The sequence below is a fragment of the Natrarchaeobius chitinivorans genome, assembly GCF_003841505.1.
GTDB lineage: Archaea > Halobacteriota > Halobacteria > Halobacteriales > Natrialbaceae > Natrarchaeobius > Natrarchaeobius chitinivorans.
Genome location: NZ_REGA01000018.1, coordinates 44,166 through 59,691, shown reverse-complemented (window position 1 = coordinate 59,691; position 15,526 = coordinate 44,166). Strand labels below are relative to the sequence as shown.

General features: G+C 61.7%; 12 protein-coding genes and 1 pseudogene. 8 read left to right on the top strand and 5 right to left on the bottom strand.

Features of this window, described 5'->3' with window-relative positions:
- Positions 1 to 45: 45 nt before the first annotated feature.
- The 4 genes from EA473_RS17385 to EA473_RS17370 all read left to right on the top strand — a co-directional run bounded on the left by EA473_RS17385 (position 46) and on the right by EA473_RS17370 (position 3,703).
- Positions 46 to 1,215, top strand: a complete 1,170-nt coding sequence (locus tag EA473_RS17385) for a signal peptidase I (protein WP_124196916.1) — start codon at positions 46 to 48, stop codon at positions 1,213 to 1,215.
- 134 nt (positions 1,216 to 1,349) lie between these two features.
- The gene (locus EA473_RS17380) at positions 1,350 to 2,534 is read left to right on the top strand and encodes a DUF5305 domain-containing protein (protein WP_124196915.1); all 1,185 of its coding nucleotides are present in this window, start codon (positions 1,350 to 1,352) and stop codon (positions 2,532 to 2,534) included.
- 338 nt (positions 2,535 to 2,872) lie between these two features.
- Entirely contained in the window at positions 2,873 to 3,163 is a 291-nt protein-coding gene (locus tag EA473_RS17375) for a MarR family transcriptional regulator (protein WP_124196914.1), read from the top strand.
- Positions 3,164 to 3,289: 126 nt separating this feature from the next.
- On the top strand, positions 3,290 to 3,703 hold the full coding sequence (locus tag EA473_RS17370) for a hypothetical protein (protein WP_124196913.1): 414 nt from the start codon (positions 3,290 to 3,292) through the stop codon (positions 3,701 to 3,703).
- 237 nt (positions 3,704 to 3,940) lie between these two features.
- Here EA473_RS17370 and EA473_RS17365 read toward each other — a convergent pair whose 3' ends face one another.
- Together EA473_RS17365 and EA473_RS17360 are read right to left on the bottom strand one after the other, a co-directional pair.
- Positions 3,941 to 5,824: a PINc/VapC family ATPase gene (locus EA473_RS17365; RefSeq protein ID WP_124196912.1), complete on the bottom strand. Its 1,884-nt coding sequence runs from the start codon at positions 5,822 to 5,824 to the stop codon at positions 3,941 to 3,943.
- Positions 5,825 to 5,976: 152 nt separating this feature from the next.
- Positions 5,977 to 6,783, bottom strand: coding sequence for a helix-turn-helix transcriptional regulator (locus EA473_RS17360; RefSeq protein WP_124196911.1), 807 nt, complete (start codon positions 6,781 to 6,783; stop codon positions 5,977 to 5,979).
- A gap of 542 nt (positions 6,784 to 7,325) precedes the next feature.
- Between EA473_RS17360 and EA473_RS17355 the strand changes: the two genes are divergently transcribed.
- From EA473_RS17355 to EA473_RS17345, 3 genes are all read left to right on the top strand, one after another.
- Positions 7,326 to 8,522, top strand: a complete 1,197-nt coding sequence (locus EA473_RS17355; RefSeq protein WP_243645293.1) for a M20 family metallopeptidase — start codon at positions 7,326 to 7,328, stop codon at positions 8,520 to 8,522.
- 138 nt (positions 8,523 to 8,660) lie between these two features.
- A complete protein-coding gene (locus EA473_RS17350) occupies positions 8,661 to 9,497 on the top strand; it encodes a proline dehydrogenase family protein (RefSeq protein ID WP_124196910.1) in 837 nt (278 codons plus the stop codon).
- 39 nt (positions 9,498 to 9,536) lie between these two features.
- Positions 9,537 to 10,247: a DUF502 domain-containing protein gene (locus EA473_RS17345; protein WP_124196909.1), complete on the top strand. Its 711-nt coding sequence runs from the start codon at positions 9,537 to 9,539 to the stop codon at positions 10,245 to 10,247.
- A gap of 84 nt (positions 10,248 to 10,331) precedes the next feature.
- Here the strand turns inward: EA473_RS17345 and EA473_RS17340 are convergent, their stop codons facing one another.
- From EA473_RS17340 to EA473_RS17330, 3 genes and pseudogenes are all read right to left on the bottom strand, one after another.
- Positions 10,332 to 11,264 (bottom strand): branched-chain amino acid transaminase, encoded by a 933-nt coding sequence (locus tag EA473_RS17340; RefSeq protein ID WP_124196908.1) that lies wholly within the window; start codon positions 11,262 to 11,264, stop codon positions 10,332 to 10,334.
- A 120-nt stretch (positions 11,265 to 11,384) separates the two neighbouring features.
- Positions 11,385 to 12,266: pseudogene (locus EA473_RS23170) on the bottom strand (IS1595 family transposase).
- A gap of 354 nt (positions 12,267 to 12,620) precedes the next feature.
- Positions 12,621 to 13,889 carry an RNA-guided endonuclease InsQ/TnpB family protein gene (locus EA473_RS17330; RefSeq protein ID WP_124196907.1) on the bottom strand — a complete coding sequence of 423 codons (1,269 nt, stop codon included), beginning with the start codon at positions 13,887 to 13,889 and terminating at the stop codon, positions 12,621 to 12,623.
- 368 nt (positions 13,890 to 14,257) lie between these two features.
- Here EA473_RS17330 and EA473_RS17325 point away from each other — a divergent pair, with 368 nt between their 5' ends.
- Positions 14,258 to 15,526: a YncE family protein gene (locus EA473_RS17325; RefSeq protein ID WP_124196906.1), complete on the top strand. Its 1,269-nt coding sequence runs from the start codon at positions 14,258 to 14,260 to the stop codon at positions 15,524 to 15,526.

Genomic DNA, 15,526 nt, shown 5'->3' with positions numbered 1-15,526 from the left:
TCGATCGAGCGGCGAACCGACTATGACGAACTCCCGGGGGTTGAGATGACGGCTCGAGCGTATCTCGAACGAGGAGTGGGTCTCGCTCTCGCCGTGGTCGTCGTCACGTTGCTCGTCGGGCAACTGCTGGGCCAGCCGATCCTGCTCGGGTACGTCGCGACCGGGAGCATGGAGCCGACGATGTCGGCCGGCGACGGCTTCGTCGCGGTTCCGGCCGCCGTCTCTGGCGACATCGAAGAAGGTGACGTCGTCGTATACGACGCTCGAGAGTTACACGACGGCGGGTTGACGACCCACCGCGTCGTCGAGGTGACCGACGATGGGTACGTAACCGCCGGCGACGCCAACCCGTTTACCGACCAGGACGGCCCCGAGCCGCTGGTCTCGGACGGCCAGATCGTCGCAACCGCCTGGCAGGTAAACGGGGAAGTCGTCACGGTTCCCCACCTCGGGACGGTCGTCATGGGGATCCAGGGAATCGTCACGACGGCCACCGACGCCGTCGGACAGGTGCTGGGTCTGGCGACAGACGATGGGACCGAAAACGCCGGGGCACTTCTGGTCGGTGTCGGGATCGCGATGCTCGCATTCGGCACCCTCTTCGATCAGTTCGGGCCCACCAGACGGGAGACGAGACGGAGCCGTCGCCGGGCGAACGTGATCGGATTCTGGGTCGCACTGGGGCTCGTCTTGCTCGTTCTGGTGACGTTCGCGACCGCGGCGATGGTGGTTCCAGCCGGGACCTCCGAGTACGGCGTCGTGAGTACGGACTCGCCAACCGACGATCCGCAGGTGCTCGCACCGGGAGAGACGGGCGAACTCACTCGAGTGACTGACAACGCGGGATACGTTCCCATCGTCGCCGTCTACGAGGCCCAGAGCTCCGGAATCGAAACGGATCCGAACTGGCAGACCGTCGGCGTGCGCGACGACGCCGAGACAACGGTCTCGCTCACTGCTCCGGAGTCGACCGGCGAGTACACGCGTCACGTCGGTGAGTATCGGTATCTCGCCGTCTTGCCGCCGACCCTGCTCGTCGCGCTCCACGGCGTTCATCCGCTCGTCGCGATCGCCGCGGTCAACGGCGTCGTGGTCGGCGTCGTTTCTCTCCTGGTGATCGTCCTCTTTGGAACCGGGGACTTCCGAATCCGGACCACAGGCGATCACGTTCCGCTCTCGACGCGAATCGAACGAAAGCTTCGCAAGTGGCGCTAAGACGTGTCTTCGAACCACTACCGTTATAATGATGGCATCCCTGATTCGATTTATACGTTGATCTGCCGACCTGTCTCCTCTGTAATGGATCGCTCACGGGGGACCGCCGAGTCGGCTGACGTGGGGGAACACGAGTGATCGACAATCCGCGACTCGAGCTGGTGCTTGCCAACCACGGCCGTTCGGTGGCAATCGCACTGGTCGTCATCGGCATTCTCGCCCTCATCGTTACGGGATGGGCCGTGGCCAGTCCGGAGACTGCCACTGTCACACAGACTGCGGAGGAATCGGCCGCCTCTGAAGTGCGGACGAGCGCGACGGTCGTCGACGGGAGCAGTCTGTGGGAAGCGGACGAACAGCTCTCCGACAGTCCCGTCTACGTTCTGGACGCGTCGCCGGAACTCGTCGTCGAACCGGAGACGAAACTGACGAACGAAACCGCCAGAACCCCGATCGACGGTGGGGAAGTCACGCACCGATTGACGCTGCAGTTCGAGGCGAGCCGCGGCGACGATACGTTCTGGACCGAAACGCACGAAGAGATAAACACGACAGCGACCACCGAAGACGGCGTCGCGCGGTCTTCGACGACCATCGATGTCGAATCCTACCTCGAGCGCCAGCGCTATCTCGAAGAGGAGGTCGGAAACGTCGGATCGATCGGACTCCGCATGATCCTCGAGGTGGAGTACGACACCGGAACTCACACCGGAACCCACACGGACTCGACGACGCTGCAGTTGACCGAAGAGGCCTACTGGCTCGAAGAGCCGCTTTCGGACTCGAGCGAGCCACCACACTCCCACACCGTCGGCACCCAAGAAATCTCGGAGCCGCGGAGTCCGGCGCTCATCGCCGTGCTCTCGCTGGTCGGAACGCTGTCGCTCGCCGGTGGCGTTCTCATCTTCCGACGGGCGCCGACGGACGTCGAATCCGCCAGACGGTCGGTCCACGAGCGGCGGTACGCCGAGTGGATATCCCGGGGATCGATCCCGATGTGGATCGGCGATCACCACATCGCACTCGACACGCTGGAGGACGTCGTCGACGTCGCGATCGACGCGAACGAACGGGTCGTCCACGACCGCCAGCGCGGACTGTTCGCCGTCGTCAACGGCGACGTCGTCTACTACTACAGCGAACGCGGCCTCTGGGAACAGACGACCTGGCCGGCGATGAATCTCGCAGAGGGAGAAACCGCTACCACGCCGGGTCAGGTGTCGCCGTCGAACGAAATCTCGGAGTTCGACGAACCCGACGGCTTCGACGAGGAGGGCGAACCCGACTTCGACGACGAAGACGTGTGGGACCAGGTCTGATACGGTTTACTGTAAATCAGTACCGGCGCACCCGCGACCCGGGCGGCGGGTACGCCGATACATCGGTACAGTAATCCGTATGAAACCGACTGCGAGCGGTCGTTTCTGGTGATTCCGTAACGAGTGTGGGTCCTCGAAAACAGTGACAGCGGTCCGTACAATTACCCGAAGATCACGTCTCGTGGTTCGCAATCCTGACTGACCGGTCAATCATTCGAATGCGCGACGCTCACGGTCTCTCGAGGTAATTTACCCTACTAGTAACTCACAATAATTGACTGATCGTGTCGACGGGTAAGGCTCAACTTTTATACTGCTGGGGGATTTCGAATCGTAGTATGGGAGAGAACGACGGGGAGGAAATCGAAGATTTGCCACCGAGCGCGAAACTCGTTTTCAAGGTTCTCGAGTACGACGGACCGCTGACTCAAAAGCAGATCGTCGAGGAATCGATGTTATCTGCTCGAACCGTCCGTTACGCCCTCGAACGCCTCGAGGAGATCGGAATGGTAGACGAGGACATCTACTTTGCGGACGCTCGCCAGAGCCTCTACCGGCTCGAGGAACCGGTCGTCGCGGACGGAAACGGGGCCGAAGAGCGTCCGAAAGACGCCTGCTGTGCGGAGTGAGGTCGACTTGTCCTCCGGCTGGCGAGTAACGAATCCGAATCGATGGCTGTCTGCGATTCTCTCGGACACTGACACGTAATGTCGCAGAACGGTAGGGTTATTTTGTCACGGTGACCGTCCACACGCATGGACAAAGAGCGGTTGCCGCGGTGGGGATGGCTGCTGGTCGGGCTGTTCGGGATGACGATACTCGCGAACGCGATCAACGTTATCGTCTTCGAGCCGGCCGGCCTCTCCGAGGAGTATCGCGTCGTGACGGTCATCGCAGGGATGTCGCTCGTGTTGATCTACGTCGGGGTCTGGTACGACGACGACCGCCAGGGGTACTGGGAATACAGGTGGGAGCGAATCGTCGGTGACGTCGTTTTCGTCCTCGTCGGCGCGGTCACTGCGTCGTCGCTCGCGATCGTCGCGATCAGCGACTTCGGTTTCTCTCAGATCGTCCAGGACATCGTCGCAATGATTTCGGGATTCGTCCTCGCGTGGGGACTGTTCTGGTGGCGCAATCCGGAGCTGTACCGGGACGACGACGGCCGCTGAGGTCGCCCGATTCTACCGGCGGTTGGATACTCTACGAGGGGACGACCGTGATCGGCTCGGTCCGATCGATCGCAGCCTCGAGTTCGTCTGCGATCGCACTGCCGCGGGAAACCTGGATCTCACGCACGCACCTTTTTTGCCAGGGTCCTCGCGCGCCGCTGGCGCGCTCGAACCCCGATAAAAAATCTGCACCAAAAAAGCGCCGCTCGCTCACGTTGTTCGCTCGCGGTAGATATTCTACGAGGGGACGACCGTGATCGGCTCCGTCCGATCGATCGCAGCCTCGAGTTCGTCTGCGATCGCACTGCCGCGGGAAACCTGAATCTCGCCGCCGCGGCTCACCGTCGCGGTAAAGAGGTACTCGCCGCCGGCCTGGATCTCGACGGTTTCACCGTGGTTGCCGTCGACGGGGACGACGATGTGTCTCGAGGTGATCTCGGGGGTGACCATCTGCCCGGCTTGCCCGGAACCGCCGCCACCGCCGCCGCCGCCGTTCGTGCCGGCACCGCCGCCTCCGCTCGCTCCGTAGTGTGGATTCTCGTCGTGGGTCCGAACGTCGATGTCGATTCCGAGTCGGTTTTCGATGTCGGTGATGCGGCCGCCGCCTTTGCCGATTACACTCGAGATGTCGTCCTCTTCGACGTAGACGATGGCTCTGTCCTGACTCTTGAGCTGGACGTCGACGTAGCCTCGTGCGACCGAGCGGATCTCGCGTTCGATCTCCTGTTTGGCGATGCGGTCGACGCCCGAATCGCTTCCGGGACCGCCGTCCTCGTCGACGAGGGGAACGGTGACGACCTGGCGGTTGAACGTGTAGATCTCGTACTCGGGTTCGCCTGTCTGGAAGTCCGTGACGAGGATCACCGGTCGAGCGAGGTCCTCTTCGGTGAGCCCGGCTGGAACTTTGACCTCGGTCTTGACGTCGTACACCTTGGCGATCTCCCCGGCGTCGACGTAGACGACCGTGTCGACGACCTGTGGAATCATCCCCAGTTCGACGCGGCCGATGAGCCGCTGGAGGGCGTCGATCGGCCGGGTCGCGTGGACGACGCCGATCATCCCGACGCCGGCCAGACGCATGTCGGCGAAGACCTCGAAGTCGTCGGTCTTGCGAACCTCGTCGTAGATGGTGTAATCCGGTCTGACCATCAATAGCGCGTCGGCAGTCTTGGCCATCTCACCGCCGAGTTCGGTGTACTGGGTGATCTCGGGACCGACCTGCAGGTCTCGCGGTTTCTCCATCGTCTTGACCGCGTACTCGTGACCGTTGAGATAGCGCGCGACCGCCTGTGCAAGCGTCGACTTGCCTGCTCCCGGCGAGCCCGAGACGAGAACGCCGCGCTGGCGCTCGAGCAGTCGGTCTTTGAGTTCGTCGGCGTGGTCGTAGTCCTCGAGGTCGGTCTGGGCGATCGGTCGAACGGCCGTGATCTCGATCCCGTCGGCGAATGGCGGACGGCCGATGGCGATCCGGTACTCGCGGAACTGGACGATCTTCATGCCAGGTTCGGAGAGTTCGATGAACCCTCCCGGCGCCTCCTTCGCGCCGTCGACGATTTCGCGGGCGTACTCGTCCATCGTGGCTTCGTCGAGCGGTTCGTCGGCGATCTCCTCGTAGCGCATCTCGCCGAGCTCGCCCCGCTTGGCCATCGGGACCGTATCCGTCTTCAGGTGAACGCTCATCGTCGTCTCGTCGAAATACTCCTCGACGGTGAGCGTTCCGACGTCGCGGGTTTCGGGTGATACGTGCGTGACGTCGAGTCCCTTCGCTTTCGCCACCTCGGCCTGAACGATATCACTCGTCAGAAAGGTCGCCTCGAGCTCTTCTGCGATGTCGCGAATGAGGGCGTCGATCTCGCCTTCGGAGGCGTGCCCGCGCTCGATTGCGCTGGGCCGTTCCCCCACGTACTCGAGGTCGACGAGGCCGTCGTCGGCGAGGGTTGCCAGTTGCTTCAGTTCTTCCAGGCCGTCCCAGCCGGTTTCGATTCCGTCGTTAGCCTGCGCTTCGAGTTCCGCGACGACTGCTTCCGGTATCGAGATCGTCGCTCCCTCGAACTGCCCGTCTTCGATCGTCTCCGAGACGCGGCCGTCGATGACCACGCTCGTATCCGGCACGACGTTCATTAGCCGCGTGTTGGTCACGTACGCGTAAAAGGCTGCGGGAGTGGGGTCGGAGGACGGCAGGAGGCGAACGCGAGTCGGAGAAATCGAGTCCCCGCTGGCGGAGTTCGTGGCGACGGTCGTTCGCCTCTGGTCGCGCCGTCACCGACTCGCATTCACTCCGCAGAATCGGACCCAGACTGGACGACGCAGTCGGGGTCGGCGGTCACCTCGAGCGGGACGCGGCTCGCTCGCTCGCGGTAGCCCTCGTAGACGGCTACGACCCACTCGCGAAACGCCGGATCGGTGCTCTCGATACACGATACGAACGTCCCTTCGTCGTACGTCCCGACGACCGCGGTCTCGTCGAACAGCGTCAGACCGAACTCGAGTGGCTCGTCGATGACGTAGAGGCCGAACGAGTCGGACGGGATATCCGTCGCGTCGGGTGGTGCCGCCTCGAGGACCGACTGGGTTACCACCAGTTCGGTTTCGACCTCGGATTTCAACAGATCGCGGTGGACTTCGGTGAGGAGTTCACTGAACACCGGCAGGATGCCCCGAATCGAATCCGTGGCCGCTTCCGTCACCGTGTTCCGGTAGTGGATGATCGGCTCGTGTGGGTTGCTGGGTTCGGCGACCGATATCGTCGCGTCGGCGAGCAAGAGCGGATCGAACGAGTCGTCGACCGCGGCGAGCGTGTGAACGATGTCTTCGTACTCCCCAAGCACCGAGAGGCGGTCGAGAAACGCCGTCGCGGCCTCACAGGCGTGTTTTCCGACCGGGGTGAGTTCGTAGCGACCGTCGACTTTGCGGATCCAGCCGAGTTTGGAACACCGGTTCAGGTGGCGCTGGACGGTCACTCGTGAGATCGACAGCGCGTCAGTAAGCGACTGCGTATCCGCAGGCTGGGACCGTAACTCGCGAAGTAACGCGAGGCGGTGTGGCGAAGAGAACAGTTGTTTCCCCCTGTCGTACCCCATTATCTGTTCGTCCCGTTCACAGGCTCTTAGTACTTCTGGGAGGCACGAGACCATCGATCGCTCGATAGTAGCGGCTCTGCCCTCGGACGAGGCGAGTCGACGATCGCCTCGAAGACGTTCTGGATTTCACACAGTGATCGATTTTCCATGGATGTTCACCCGTTGAATCGGCGTTCATACGGTAAGGTAAGGGAGGCCCACAGTGGACGTTACGATGCACCACGACAACTGCCACCCGATGGGTCAAGCGGGAGCACGCCGATCGGTTCGATTCGCAAAGATCGTCGGTAGTCGTCGTGTGCCTCTGACACAAACGTATTCGGGTCGACGTTCGAGTTGCCCGACTCGGACGCCGCCCCTGTACATGGCCCCGACTGCTTCGGCCTCCGTTGTAACCGAAACCCGTCCTCGAGAGTGACTACGACGCTGGTCGTCACACGGTACATCTCCAGGGCGAGATCGATTTCCCAGACCGCGGGAACACTCGGGGAATCGAAGAGGTCTATGTGAACGGATTCCGTCACGAACGTGTCTTCGACAGTATGAACTGGCGGGTCACCGAACCGTCCTCCATGACCTCGAGCGTCGCCGAGTTGACCCGAACGCTGGTCTCGATTCCGAGTCACGAAGACGAGACTGACGCGGGTGACGCCATCGAGACGTGGCTCCGCGAGGAAACCGCGGCTCGCGTTACCCGGGACGCCGTCGGAAACGTCCTCGCACGAAAGGGGCCGACAGGACAGGACGGCGACGGGTCGACTGATCGGCCGTCGCTCGCGCTCGTCGGCCATCACGACGTCGTCCCGCCGGCCGACTCGCAGGTTCGAGACGACCCGGGACGCGAGGGCGAGTACCTCGTCGAGGAACGCGAGGGCCGCATCTTCGGCCGCGGTGCGGCGGACATGAAGGGTGCCGTAGCGGCCGCGATGGTCGCCTTCCGAGACGCGACGCCGCCCGACGGCTGTGACCTCGTCTTCGCGAGTTTCGTCGGCGAGGAGGTCGGCGGCGTCGGTGCACGCCACGCCATCGAAGAGGGGTTCGTCCCCGACTACGCCGTCGTCGGTGAGGGGTCGACGAACTACTCGAAACCCGGAGTCACCGACGTCGTCGTCGCCCACCGCGGTCGACGGGGAACCACCGTCACCGCCCACGGCGTCGCGTCTCACGCAAGCGAACCCGACGCCGGCGAAAACGCCATCTACCGCGCGGCCGATGCGATCGATCGGATTCGGGCCCTCGAGTTCCCCGCGGTCGACGTCGCCGGCGAGGCGCTTACCGGGAGCGTCGCCGTCACCGAGATCGACGGCGGATCGGCGATCAACGTCGTCCCCGATCGATGTTCGTTCACGGTCGACGAGCGAACGGTCCCCGGCGAACGCATCGACTTCGGGGTTCTCTCGGATATCCCGGACGTCGAGTGGACCGTCGATCAGAATCTGCCACCGATGCTGTGTGAGGACGATGCGTTCGCCGGCCGGATGCTCGCGGCCGCCCGCGAGTGCCAGTCGGGCGACCCGGAACTCGTCACGAAACCGCACGCGACGGACGCGGGATGGCTCTCACAGGCCGGAACGACGTGTCTCGTATACGGCCCCTCCGAACCCGGGGAGGCCCACACCAGAGACGAGAGCGTCTCGATTTCGGTCCTCGAGCGCTGTCGGGAAACGTACCGACAGGTTGCGGAGACGTGGCCGGAGAGCGGAGGGGACGACCGATCCCGTGAGGAGAACGCCCGGTAAACAGTGACAGCAATCCGTATCAGACTGGTCGCCATCTGCAGACCGGACCCCCGAGGACGGGCGGCCGCGTGGGTCGATGACGCCGAGATCGATGAGAACGGACGAAACGACTTATGTTCCGCGGACGATACGTCCGATATGATCCCGCCAATCGCGAGTCGGTTCGTCGCGGGGGAGTCCCCGGCGGAGGCGCTTGATCACGTCCACAGGGTGAATCAGCGAGACGTCAACGCGATCGTCAATCTGCTCGGCGAACACTACGAGAGTCGACCGCCCGTTCGGTCCGACGCTGCCGAGTACCGGTCGTTGGCCGAGGACATCGCGACGTCGAACCTCGCGGCGTCTCTCTCGGTCAAACCCTCCCAGCTCGGCCTGGACCTCGGGGTCGACGTCTTCCGCGAGGAACTCGACGACGTCGTCGCCACCGCGGCCGATCACGACGTGTTCGTCTGGATCGACATGGAAGACCACACGACGACAGATCCGACGCTCGAGGCGTTCGAGGAACTCGCGACCGAGTACGAACACGGCGTCGGCGTCTGCGTCCAGGCGAACCTGAAACGGACGCGAGACGACGTCGAACGGCTCGCGGACGTCCCCGGCAAGATCCGGTTCGTCAAAGGAGCGTACGACGAACCCGCGGACGTCGCGTACAAAGACACCGATCGGGTCAACCGCGAGTACGAGCGGCTGCTCGAGTACGCCTTCTCCGAGTTCGACGGCGGCATCGCCGTGGGCAGTCACGATCCGGCGATGATCGAACGCGCCATCGAGTTACACGACGAGTACGGGACCGACTTCGAGATTCAGATGCTCATGGGCGTACGCGAAGACGCCCAGTACGACCTCGCCGAGGAGTACGAGGTCTGGCAGTACGCTCCCTACGGCGATCGCTGGAAGTCGTACTTTTATCGGAGAGCGATGGAGAGAAAGGAAAACCTCCGGTTCGCCCTCCGTGCCGTTCTCGGCCGATAAAGGGAAGGGCTCATTAGCCCCTGGCGTGAGTCACAGAACATGGCTTCGTGGAAGCGGGACTTCGCGAGCGGGCTGATCGTCCTCGGCCCGATTCTCATCACCCTCTACGTCATCTACTGGATCTACGGTCTCGTCGCCGGCGTCACGCCCGGACTCATACTCGAGGCCGAGGCGCTCGAACCGTTCATCCCTGGCGACGGCGACCAGGCCGTCCAGACCCGCGAACAGCTCGCCCAGTTCCTGCGGGTCATCGTCACGCTGACCGTGTTTATCATCCTCACGCTCTCGGTCGGCTATCTCATGCGGACGACCGTCGGCGGACTGGTCGAGCGCGTGGTCGACAACGTGGCGAACCGGGTGCCGGTGATGCGAGTCGTCTACAACGCCTCGAAGATGGCCGCCGAAACCGCCTTCGGCGAGCAAGAATCGCTCCAGACCCCGGTCAAACTCGAGGTGTGGGAGGGGCTCCGGATGACCGCGTTCAAGACGGGGAAGGTGACCGAAGACGACAGGGAGGTGCTGTTTCTGCCGACGTCGCCGAACATCACGACCGGGTTCGTCATCGAGGTCGAATCCGAGCGCATCGAGGAACTGGACGAGGACGTCGAAGACGCGCTCACACGTGTCTTGAGCGCCGGGTTCGGCGACGCGGACCGGACGCGGGGAATGGACGCCGGCGTCTCGATCGACGTCGTCGACGAAGCGAAAGCGAGCGGTCAGGTCGAACCCTCCGACGCCGACGACGACTGAGACGGAGACGGATCGCCGTCCCGGTCTCCCGCGTAGCTCGAGACGATTCCGGGGTTCGGCAGAACTGACGGGCGGAAAATAGTACTAGACGTACGTGAACCAGTCGTCGTACTCGTCGGTCTCCCGTTCGACGACCTCGAAAAACCGCGACTGGATCGCTTCGGTGACGGGCCCACGCGAACCGTCGCCGATGACGACGTTGTCGACTTTTCGGATCGGCGTGACCTCCGCCGCGGAACCGGTGAAAAACAGTTCGTCGGCGGTGTTGAGTTCGCCCCGCGAGATCGAGACGGTGTCGTGGACCGTATAGCCGAGGTCCTCTGCGAGCGTGATGACGGCGTCGCGCGTGATGCCGTCGAGGATCGATTCGGAGAGGCCGGGCGTGTAGATCTCGCCGTCTCGCACGAGAAAGAGGTTCTCGCCGGGCCCTTCGGCGACGTTGCCCTCCTTGTTGAGGACGATCGCCTCCGCGAAGCCGTTCCGGCGGGCCTCCTCGCCGGCGAGCATGCTGTTGACGTAGAGGCCGGTCGTCTTCGCGTTCGTCGGGATCTGACTCGAGGCGTGTTTGCGCCAGGAGGAGATCATCACGTCGATGCCGTTCTCGAGGGCGTCTTCCCCGAGGTAGGCACCCCACGGCCAGACGGCGATGGCCGTTTTCGTCGGGCAGTCTTTGGGGCTGACGCCCAGCGAGTTGTAGCCGTAGAATGCGATCGGGCGGATGTAACAGGAGGGCAACTCCTGGCGCTGGATGAGTTCGATCGTCGCCTCGGTGAGTTCCTCGGGGTCGTGATCGATCTCCATCTCGTAGGGCTGTGCCGACTGATAGAGCCGTTCGAGGTGCTCCTCCCAGCGAAAGAGGGCAGGTCCGTTCGCGGTGTCGTAACAGCGTGCACCCTCGAAGACGCCGCTGCCGTAGTGTAGTCCGTGCGTGAGGACGTGGATCTGCGCGTCGTCCCAGTCGACGAACTCGCCGTCCATCCAGATCGTATTCACGGATTCCATTTCATCGAATCCCATGGCTGATACTCCCACCTTTCGCCAATTCACTCTTAACCCTTTCCGTCACACGACCCCTACATTCATCACCGAGTAATCGGGTAAATTGAGGATGCGCTCTTGTGTAGCACTTTGTTGATTTCACAGCGTAGCTTTGATAGCGTGTTTGAGCGCTTTTCTTCCTGGTTTCCGCAGTAATTTTCGTCGAAGCTGGAAGGCTCGGAGATACTGTGTGAGCTTATCTTTTGAGATACCTCGATGAGGTGAGAGCCACGGTCGCAGCAGCGATCCGTGGCTCTCGCAGGTGTTTACGTGAACGTCTTCGTCAGCGTATTCGCCGTCACCGTGGACGACGTATTCGCGGTCGAATGCGTCGTCCTCGCTGAGTGGATCGTAGGCACGAAATCCGCCGGTGTAGACGGTCAGTGGCTCCTTATCGCGGTTTGCGAGAAGGGGTCGCGTCGATTCGTCAGCGGATTTCGTGGGGATCACGTACCGATTTCCGGTGCCAAGATCGACGATCGTCATCACCGGCGGTTTGTCCTGCTTATACTGATCCTCGCCCACGCGTGGACAGGCCACGCGAGCGCGACGGTCGGTCGCACTCGCGGCCTTTCATCCCCGCAGAGACGTAGAATTCGTCGATTTCGACGGGACCTACGAGGGCGAGCGAATGTGCGTCGAGCGCCTTCGTGAAGCGCTCGACGCGCTGGTGGTTGTTTTGGACTGAACGTTGATTTCTATCTGAAGCTGGCGAAGACTCGTGTTAAACCGGAGAAACGCATAAATCGAGAACTGCCACTTTCTGAGTGCAATCCTCGAATGGGCGAAGATCGTGCCGGTCTTGTCGTTGAATGTACGGTCGCAATTCTTACAGAGATAGCGCTGAAAGTGCCCATAGCTTCTGTTCTTGACTGTCAAGTCAGAACGACAGCGGGGACAGGAAACTCCGTAACGCCAGCAAACCTGTTGGAGCAGGTCCGCTGCGACCAATTCCGACTCAAACACATCGAGCGGAATCATATGTATCGGACACCGCTGACGCGGTGTCCTTGTCCTCTTCGATTCGACAGCCACAGCTGAGCGGTATCAACAATCTCCTACAGAAGAGCGAACACGTTCGCTCTTGTGTACCACATTGTTGATGGAGCGCCCTCTTGCGATTGTGCGTTGATTGTGATGAACTGAGTCATCGATCAGGAACCGCTCTACACGCAGATCTCAGTCAAACAGACGGGCAACACAACTGGATCAACAATCTCTTACGGAAGAGCGTTGGTATATTGGGGATTGGCAGTATTCAGATCGTGTCGACGTCCATTTCGTGGAATCCCATTGTCGAGTGTGTTGAATGCCACCGTAGTGAACTACCCCTGCCTACTCGCCAGCAGTAGCTGGCTCCTTGAGGCAGGGGCTTCCTGCTTCGACGACGCGACTTGCAGATACGGAAAGTGTATCCACAGCGGTTGCAGTCTCCACAGACGTTGCTTCGGAGTGAACCACTCCTAGTTTGTCCAACCCACGCGATTTTACGTTCAACGCGGCGTTCCAATCCCGATCCACCTCGAACCCGCATGACGGACACGTGTGCTCTCGAACCCAGAGCGGTTTCTCAGTCTCTACACCACACTTGGCGCACTCCTTCGTCGTCCCATGTGGTTCGACCTTGACCACGTGACACCCGTTCTTTCGACCGTGGTGTGTGAGAACCGTGATGAAGTCACGCCAGCCGACTTCAGCCTTGTTCCGCGCATTACCATCGGATTCGAGCATCGACTTCACGTTCAAATCCTCGACGAATACGGCATCGTACTCCGTCGTATAGAAATGTGCAAGTTTGTGCTTGTAATCGCGCTTCTTGTTCGACATGCGAGCGTGAACCGCAGCAACTCGACGCCGTTGATTCTCCCAGTTGCGAGACTCGTACTGTTTGCGCGAGAGTGACCGCTGCTCGCGTTCCAACCGTTCTCGATCGTCGGACAACTCGAGTCGTCCGATGGAGCGCCCGTCCGAGTCGTGGACGAAGTTGAGAACACCAAGGTCGAGACCGACGGTATCTTCAGTGTCAATGCCGTCAGAGTTGGGCTTCTCGGGTTCGTTCGTGCTGATGCAGAACGAGGCGTACCACGCTCCCGTGGGCTCTTTCTTTACCGTGACTTCCTTGATAGCGTCGTGTTCGGGAAGATCACGGTGAAGGCGGATCGGGATTTGCAGTGTGTCGCCACGGACTTTCTTTACGCGGAGTATTGCTCGGTTTCGCGGGCCACTCTTCTTGTCGAGTTCGAAGCCCGATTGCCGATACGTGAAACTCCTGTACTCTCGCGGCGATTTCCAGTTCAGTGAGCCAACGTCGTATCCCTTGGCTTTGAGTTTGTCGAGATTATTGATGTTGGTGCGGATTCGTTCGACAGCTTTCTGCAACACGGTGGAGTAGACCTGTTTCAGGTCGGTCCACTGTTGTTTGAGTTGGGGGAGTTCGTCTCGGACTTGCCAGACGCGCTGTCGAAGCGTTCCGTCGGCTTCTGGAATGTTGTTGAATTCGTGGAGTGCGTGGTTGTAGAGTTGTCGCACGATGTTTCGAGTCCAGTCGAGGCTCTCACGCTGTTCGGTCGTGGGAAAGAGTCTGTATCGTGGACTGTACTCCATGCGACTTGCTCTCCACTAGTAGTTGTAGTTAGTTAATCATTTTGATAGAGCCGTTTGAGAGTCGTGCGGACGCTGTATCCCCGCCCTACTCGCTCACTCGCATATGCTCGTTCGCTCCTTGAGGACGGGGGCTTAGCGCCCTCTTTTCTAGCTAAGTGTTCGCGATTTTTCGGCGCGACGGGTCAGGCACGTCCGGGCCACCGCCGGATCCGCTGAGCTCGAGGCCTCTGCCTCCGCCGACTCCGCGTCGGTCGGCCGCCGCTCGAGCTACGATCGGATAGATTCCAGAATCGTCCGTGAAAGCCGCACACGCCCTTTTCTACTATTGAACCAGAAGTCGAAATATAGTGGCTCCTAAAGGGTGGGGTATGCAAACCCCCATCGACCGACGACGATTCGTACAGGTTGCGACAGGCAGTTCGGTGATCGCCCTCGCCGGTTGCCTCGGCGGTAACGGCGACGAACAGGAGGTAACCGGTGACGACGATCACGGCGATGACCACGACCACAGCGACGGTCACGGCGACGACGATACCGACGATTCGAGCCCAGTGGGAAGCGACGGGTTCGTCTACGCCTTTGCCCCCAACACGATCGCGATCATCGACCCCGCGGAGGGCGAGGTCGTCGACGAGATCACCGACGGACTCTCCGAGGAAGGCTGGGGCGACCCGCGGATTACGGCCGACTACAGCGAGATCTACGTTATCCGGGAGTCTCCATCGCAGGTGCTCGTCGTCGACACCGAAACCCGTGAGATCGTCTCCGAGGTCGACGTCGGCCCGGGACCGACGCACATGTACCATCCAAACGACGACGAGATGTGGGTTCACAGCGACGACGAGGGGACCTTCTACGTCATCGACACCGACTCCCACGAGGTCACTGAGATCGTCGAGTCGGGCCTCGAGAACGAAGGCCACGGCAAGCTCCTCTACCACGAGGACTTCGGCTCGAGGGGGTACGCGACGAACGTGAACGACCCCGGTGTGCCGGTGATCGAGCTCGAGAACTACGAGCGAAGCGATTTCATCGAATTCGACGACGTCGACGATCAGGGCACCCACTACAAGGCCTACAGCCCGGAAACGGGGCTCGCGTACTTCGAGTTCGGAGACGAGACCGTCGTCGTCGATTCCGATAGCGACGAGATCGTCGACAGGCTCGACGTTTCGGGCGGGATGTACCTCTCTCCGGACGAGCAGGTTATGGGCCTCCTCGACGGGGACAGCATTCGATTCCTCGACGCGACGAGCGAGGACAGCGACGAACTCGGCGTCGTCGACGTCGGCGAGGGCCCCGACGCCCTGCGCTATCACGAAGGCGACGACGCGCTCTATGCGATCACCGCCCACACGATGACCGACGAGGCCTCGATCATCGACGTCGAGGAACTCGAGGCCGTCGAGACGGTCGACATCGGCGACATCGAGCGACCCGAAGGGGCACACCACCTCCACCGAACCGGCGTCGCCGGCGGGGGCTACTTCGTCTCGCCCGCGGACGCAGACGGAACCGTCCCCATCGTCGACGTCGACGCACGGGAGGTCGTCGATCACGTCGAGGTCGAGGAGGGCGTCGATACCGTCCAGTACGTCGGGGATTCGGGAGTCGGCTACAGCGGCACACTCAGGTAA

Bases quoted from the DNA above. Each gene is read 5' to 3' on its own strand.
- EA473_RS17365 (WP_124196912.1), bottom strand. From the start codon at position 5,824: ATGAACGTCGTGCCGGATACGAGCGTGGTCATCGACGGCCGCGTCTCG.
- EA473_RS17330 (WP_124196907.1), bottom strand. From the start codon at position 13,889: ATGGAGTACAGTCCACGATACAGACTCTTTCCCACGACCGAACAGCGT.
- EA473_RS17345 (WP_124196909.1), top strand. From the start codon at position 9,537: ATGGCTTCGTGGAAGCGGGACTTCGCGAGCGGGCTGATCGTCCTCGGC.
- EA473_RS17370 (WP_124196913.1), top strand. From the start codon at position 3,290: ATGGACAAAGAGCGGTTGCCGCGGTGGGGATGGCTGCTGGTCGGGCTG.
- EA473_RS17355 (WP_243645293.1), top strand. From the start codon at position 7,326: ATGAACTGGCGGGTCACCGAACCGTCCTCCATGACCTCGAGCGTCGCC.
- EA473_RS17350 (WP_124196910.1), top strand. From the start codon at position 8,661: ATGATCCCGCCAATCGCGAGTCGGTTCGTCGCGGGGGAGTCCCCGGCG.
- EA473_RS17360 (WP_124196911.1), bottom strand. From the start codon at position 6,783: ATGGGGTACGACAGGGGGAAACAACTGTTCTCTTCGCCACACCGCCTC.
- EA473_RS17375 (WP_124196914.1), top strand. From the start codon at position 2,873: ATGGGAGAGAACGACGGGGAGGAAATCGAAGATTTGCCACCGAGCGCG.
- EA473_RS17340 (WP_124196908.1), bottom strand. From the start codon at position 11,264: ATGGGATTCGATGAAATGGAATCCGTGAATACGATCTGGATGGACGGC.
- EA473_RS17385 (WP_124196916.1), top strand. From the start codon at position 46: ATGACGGCTCGAGCGTATCTCGAACGAGGAGTGGGTCTCGCTCTCGCC.
- EA473_RS17325 (WP_124196906.1), top strand. From the start codon at position 14,258: ATGCAAACCCCCATCGACCGACGACGATTCGTACAGGTTGCGACAGGC.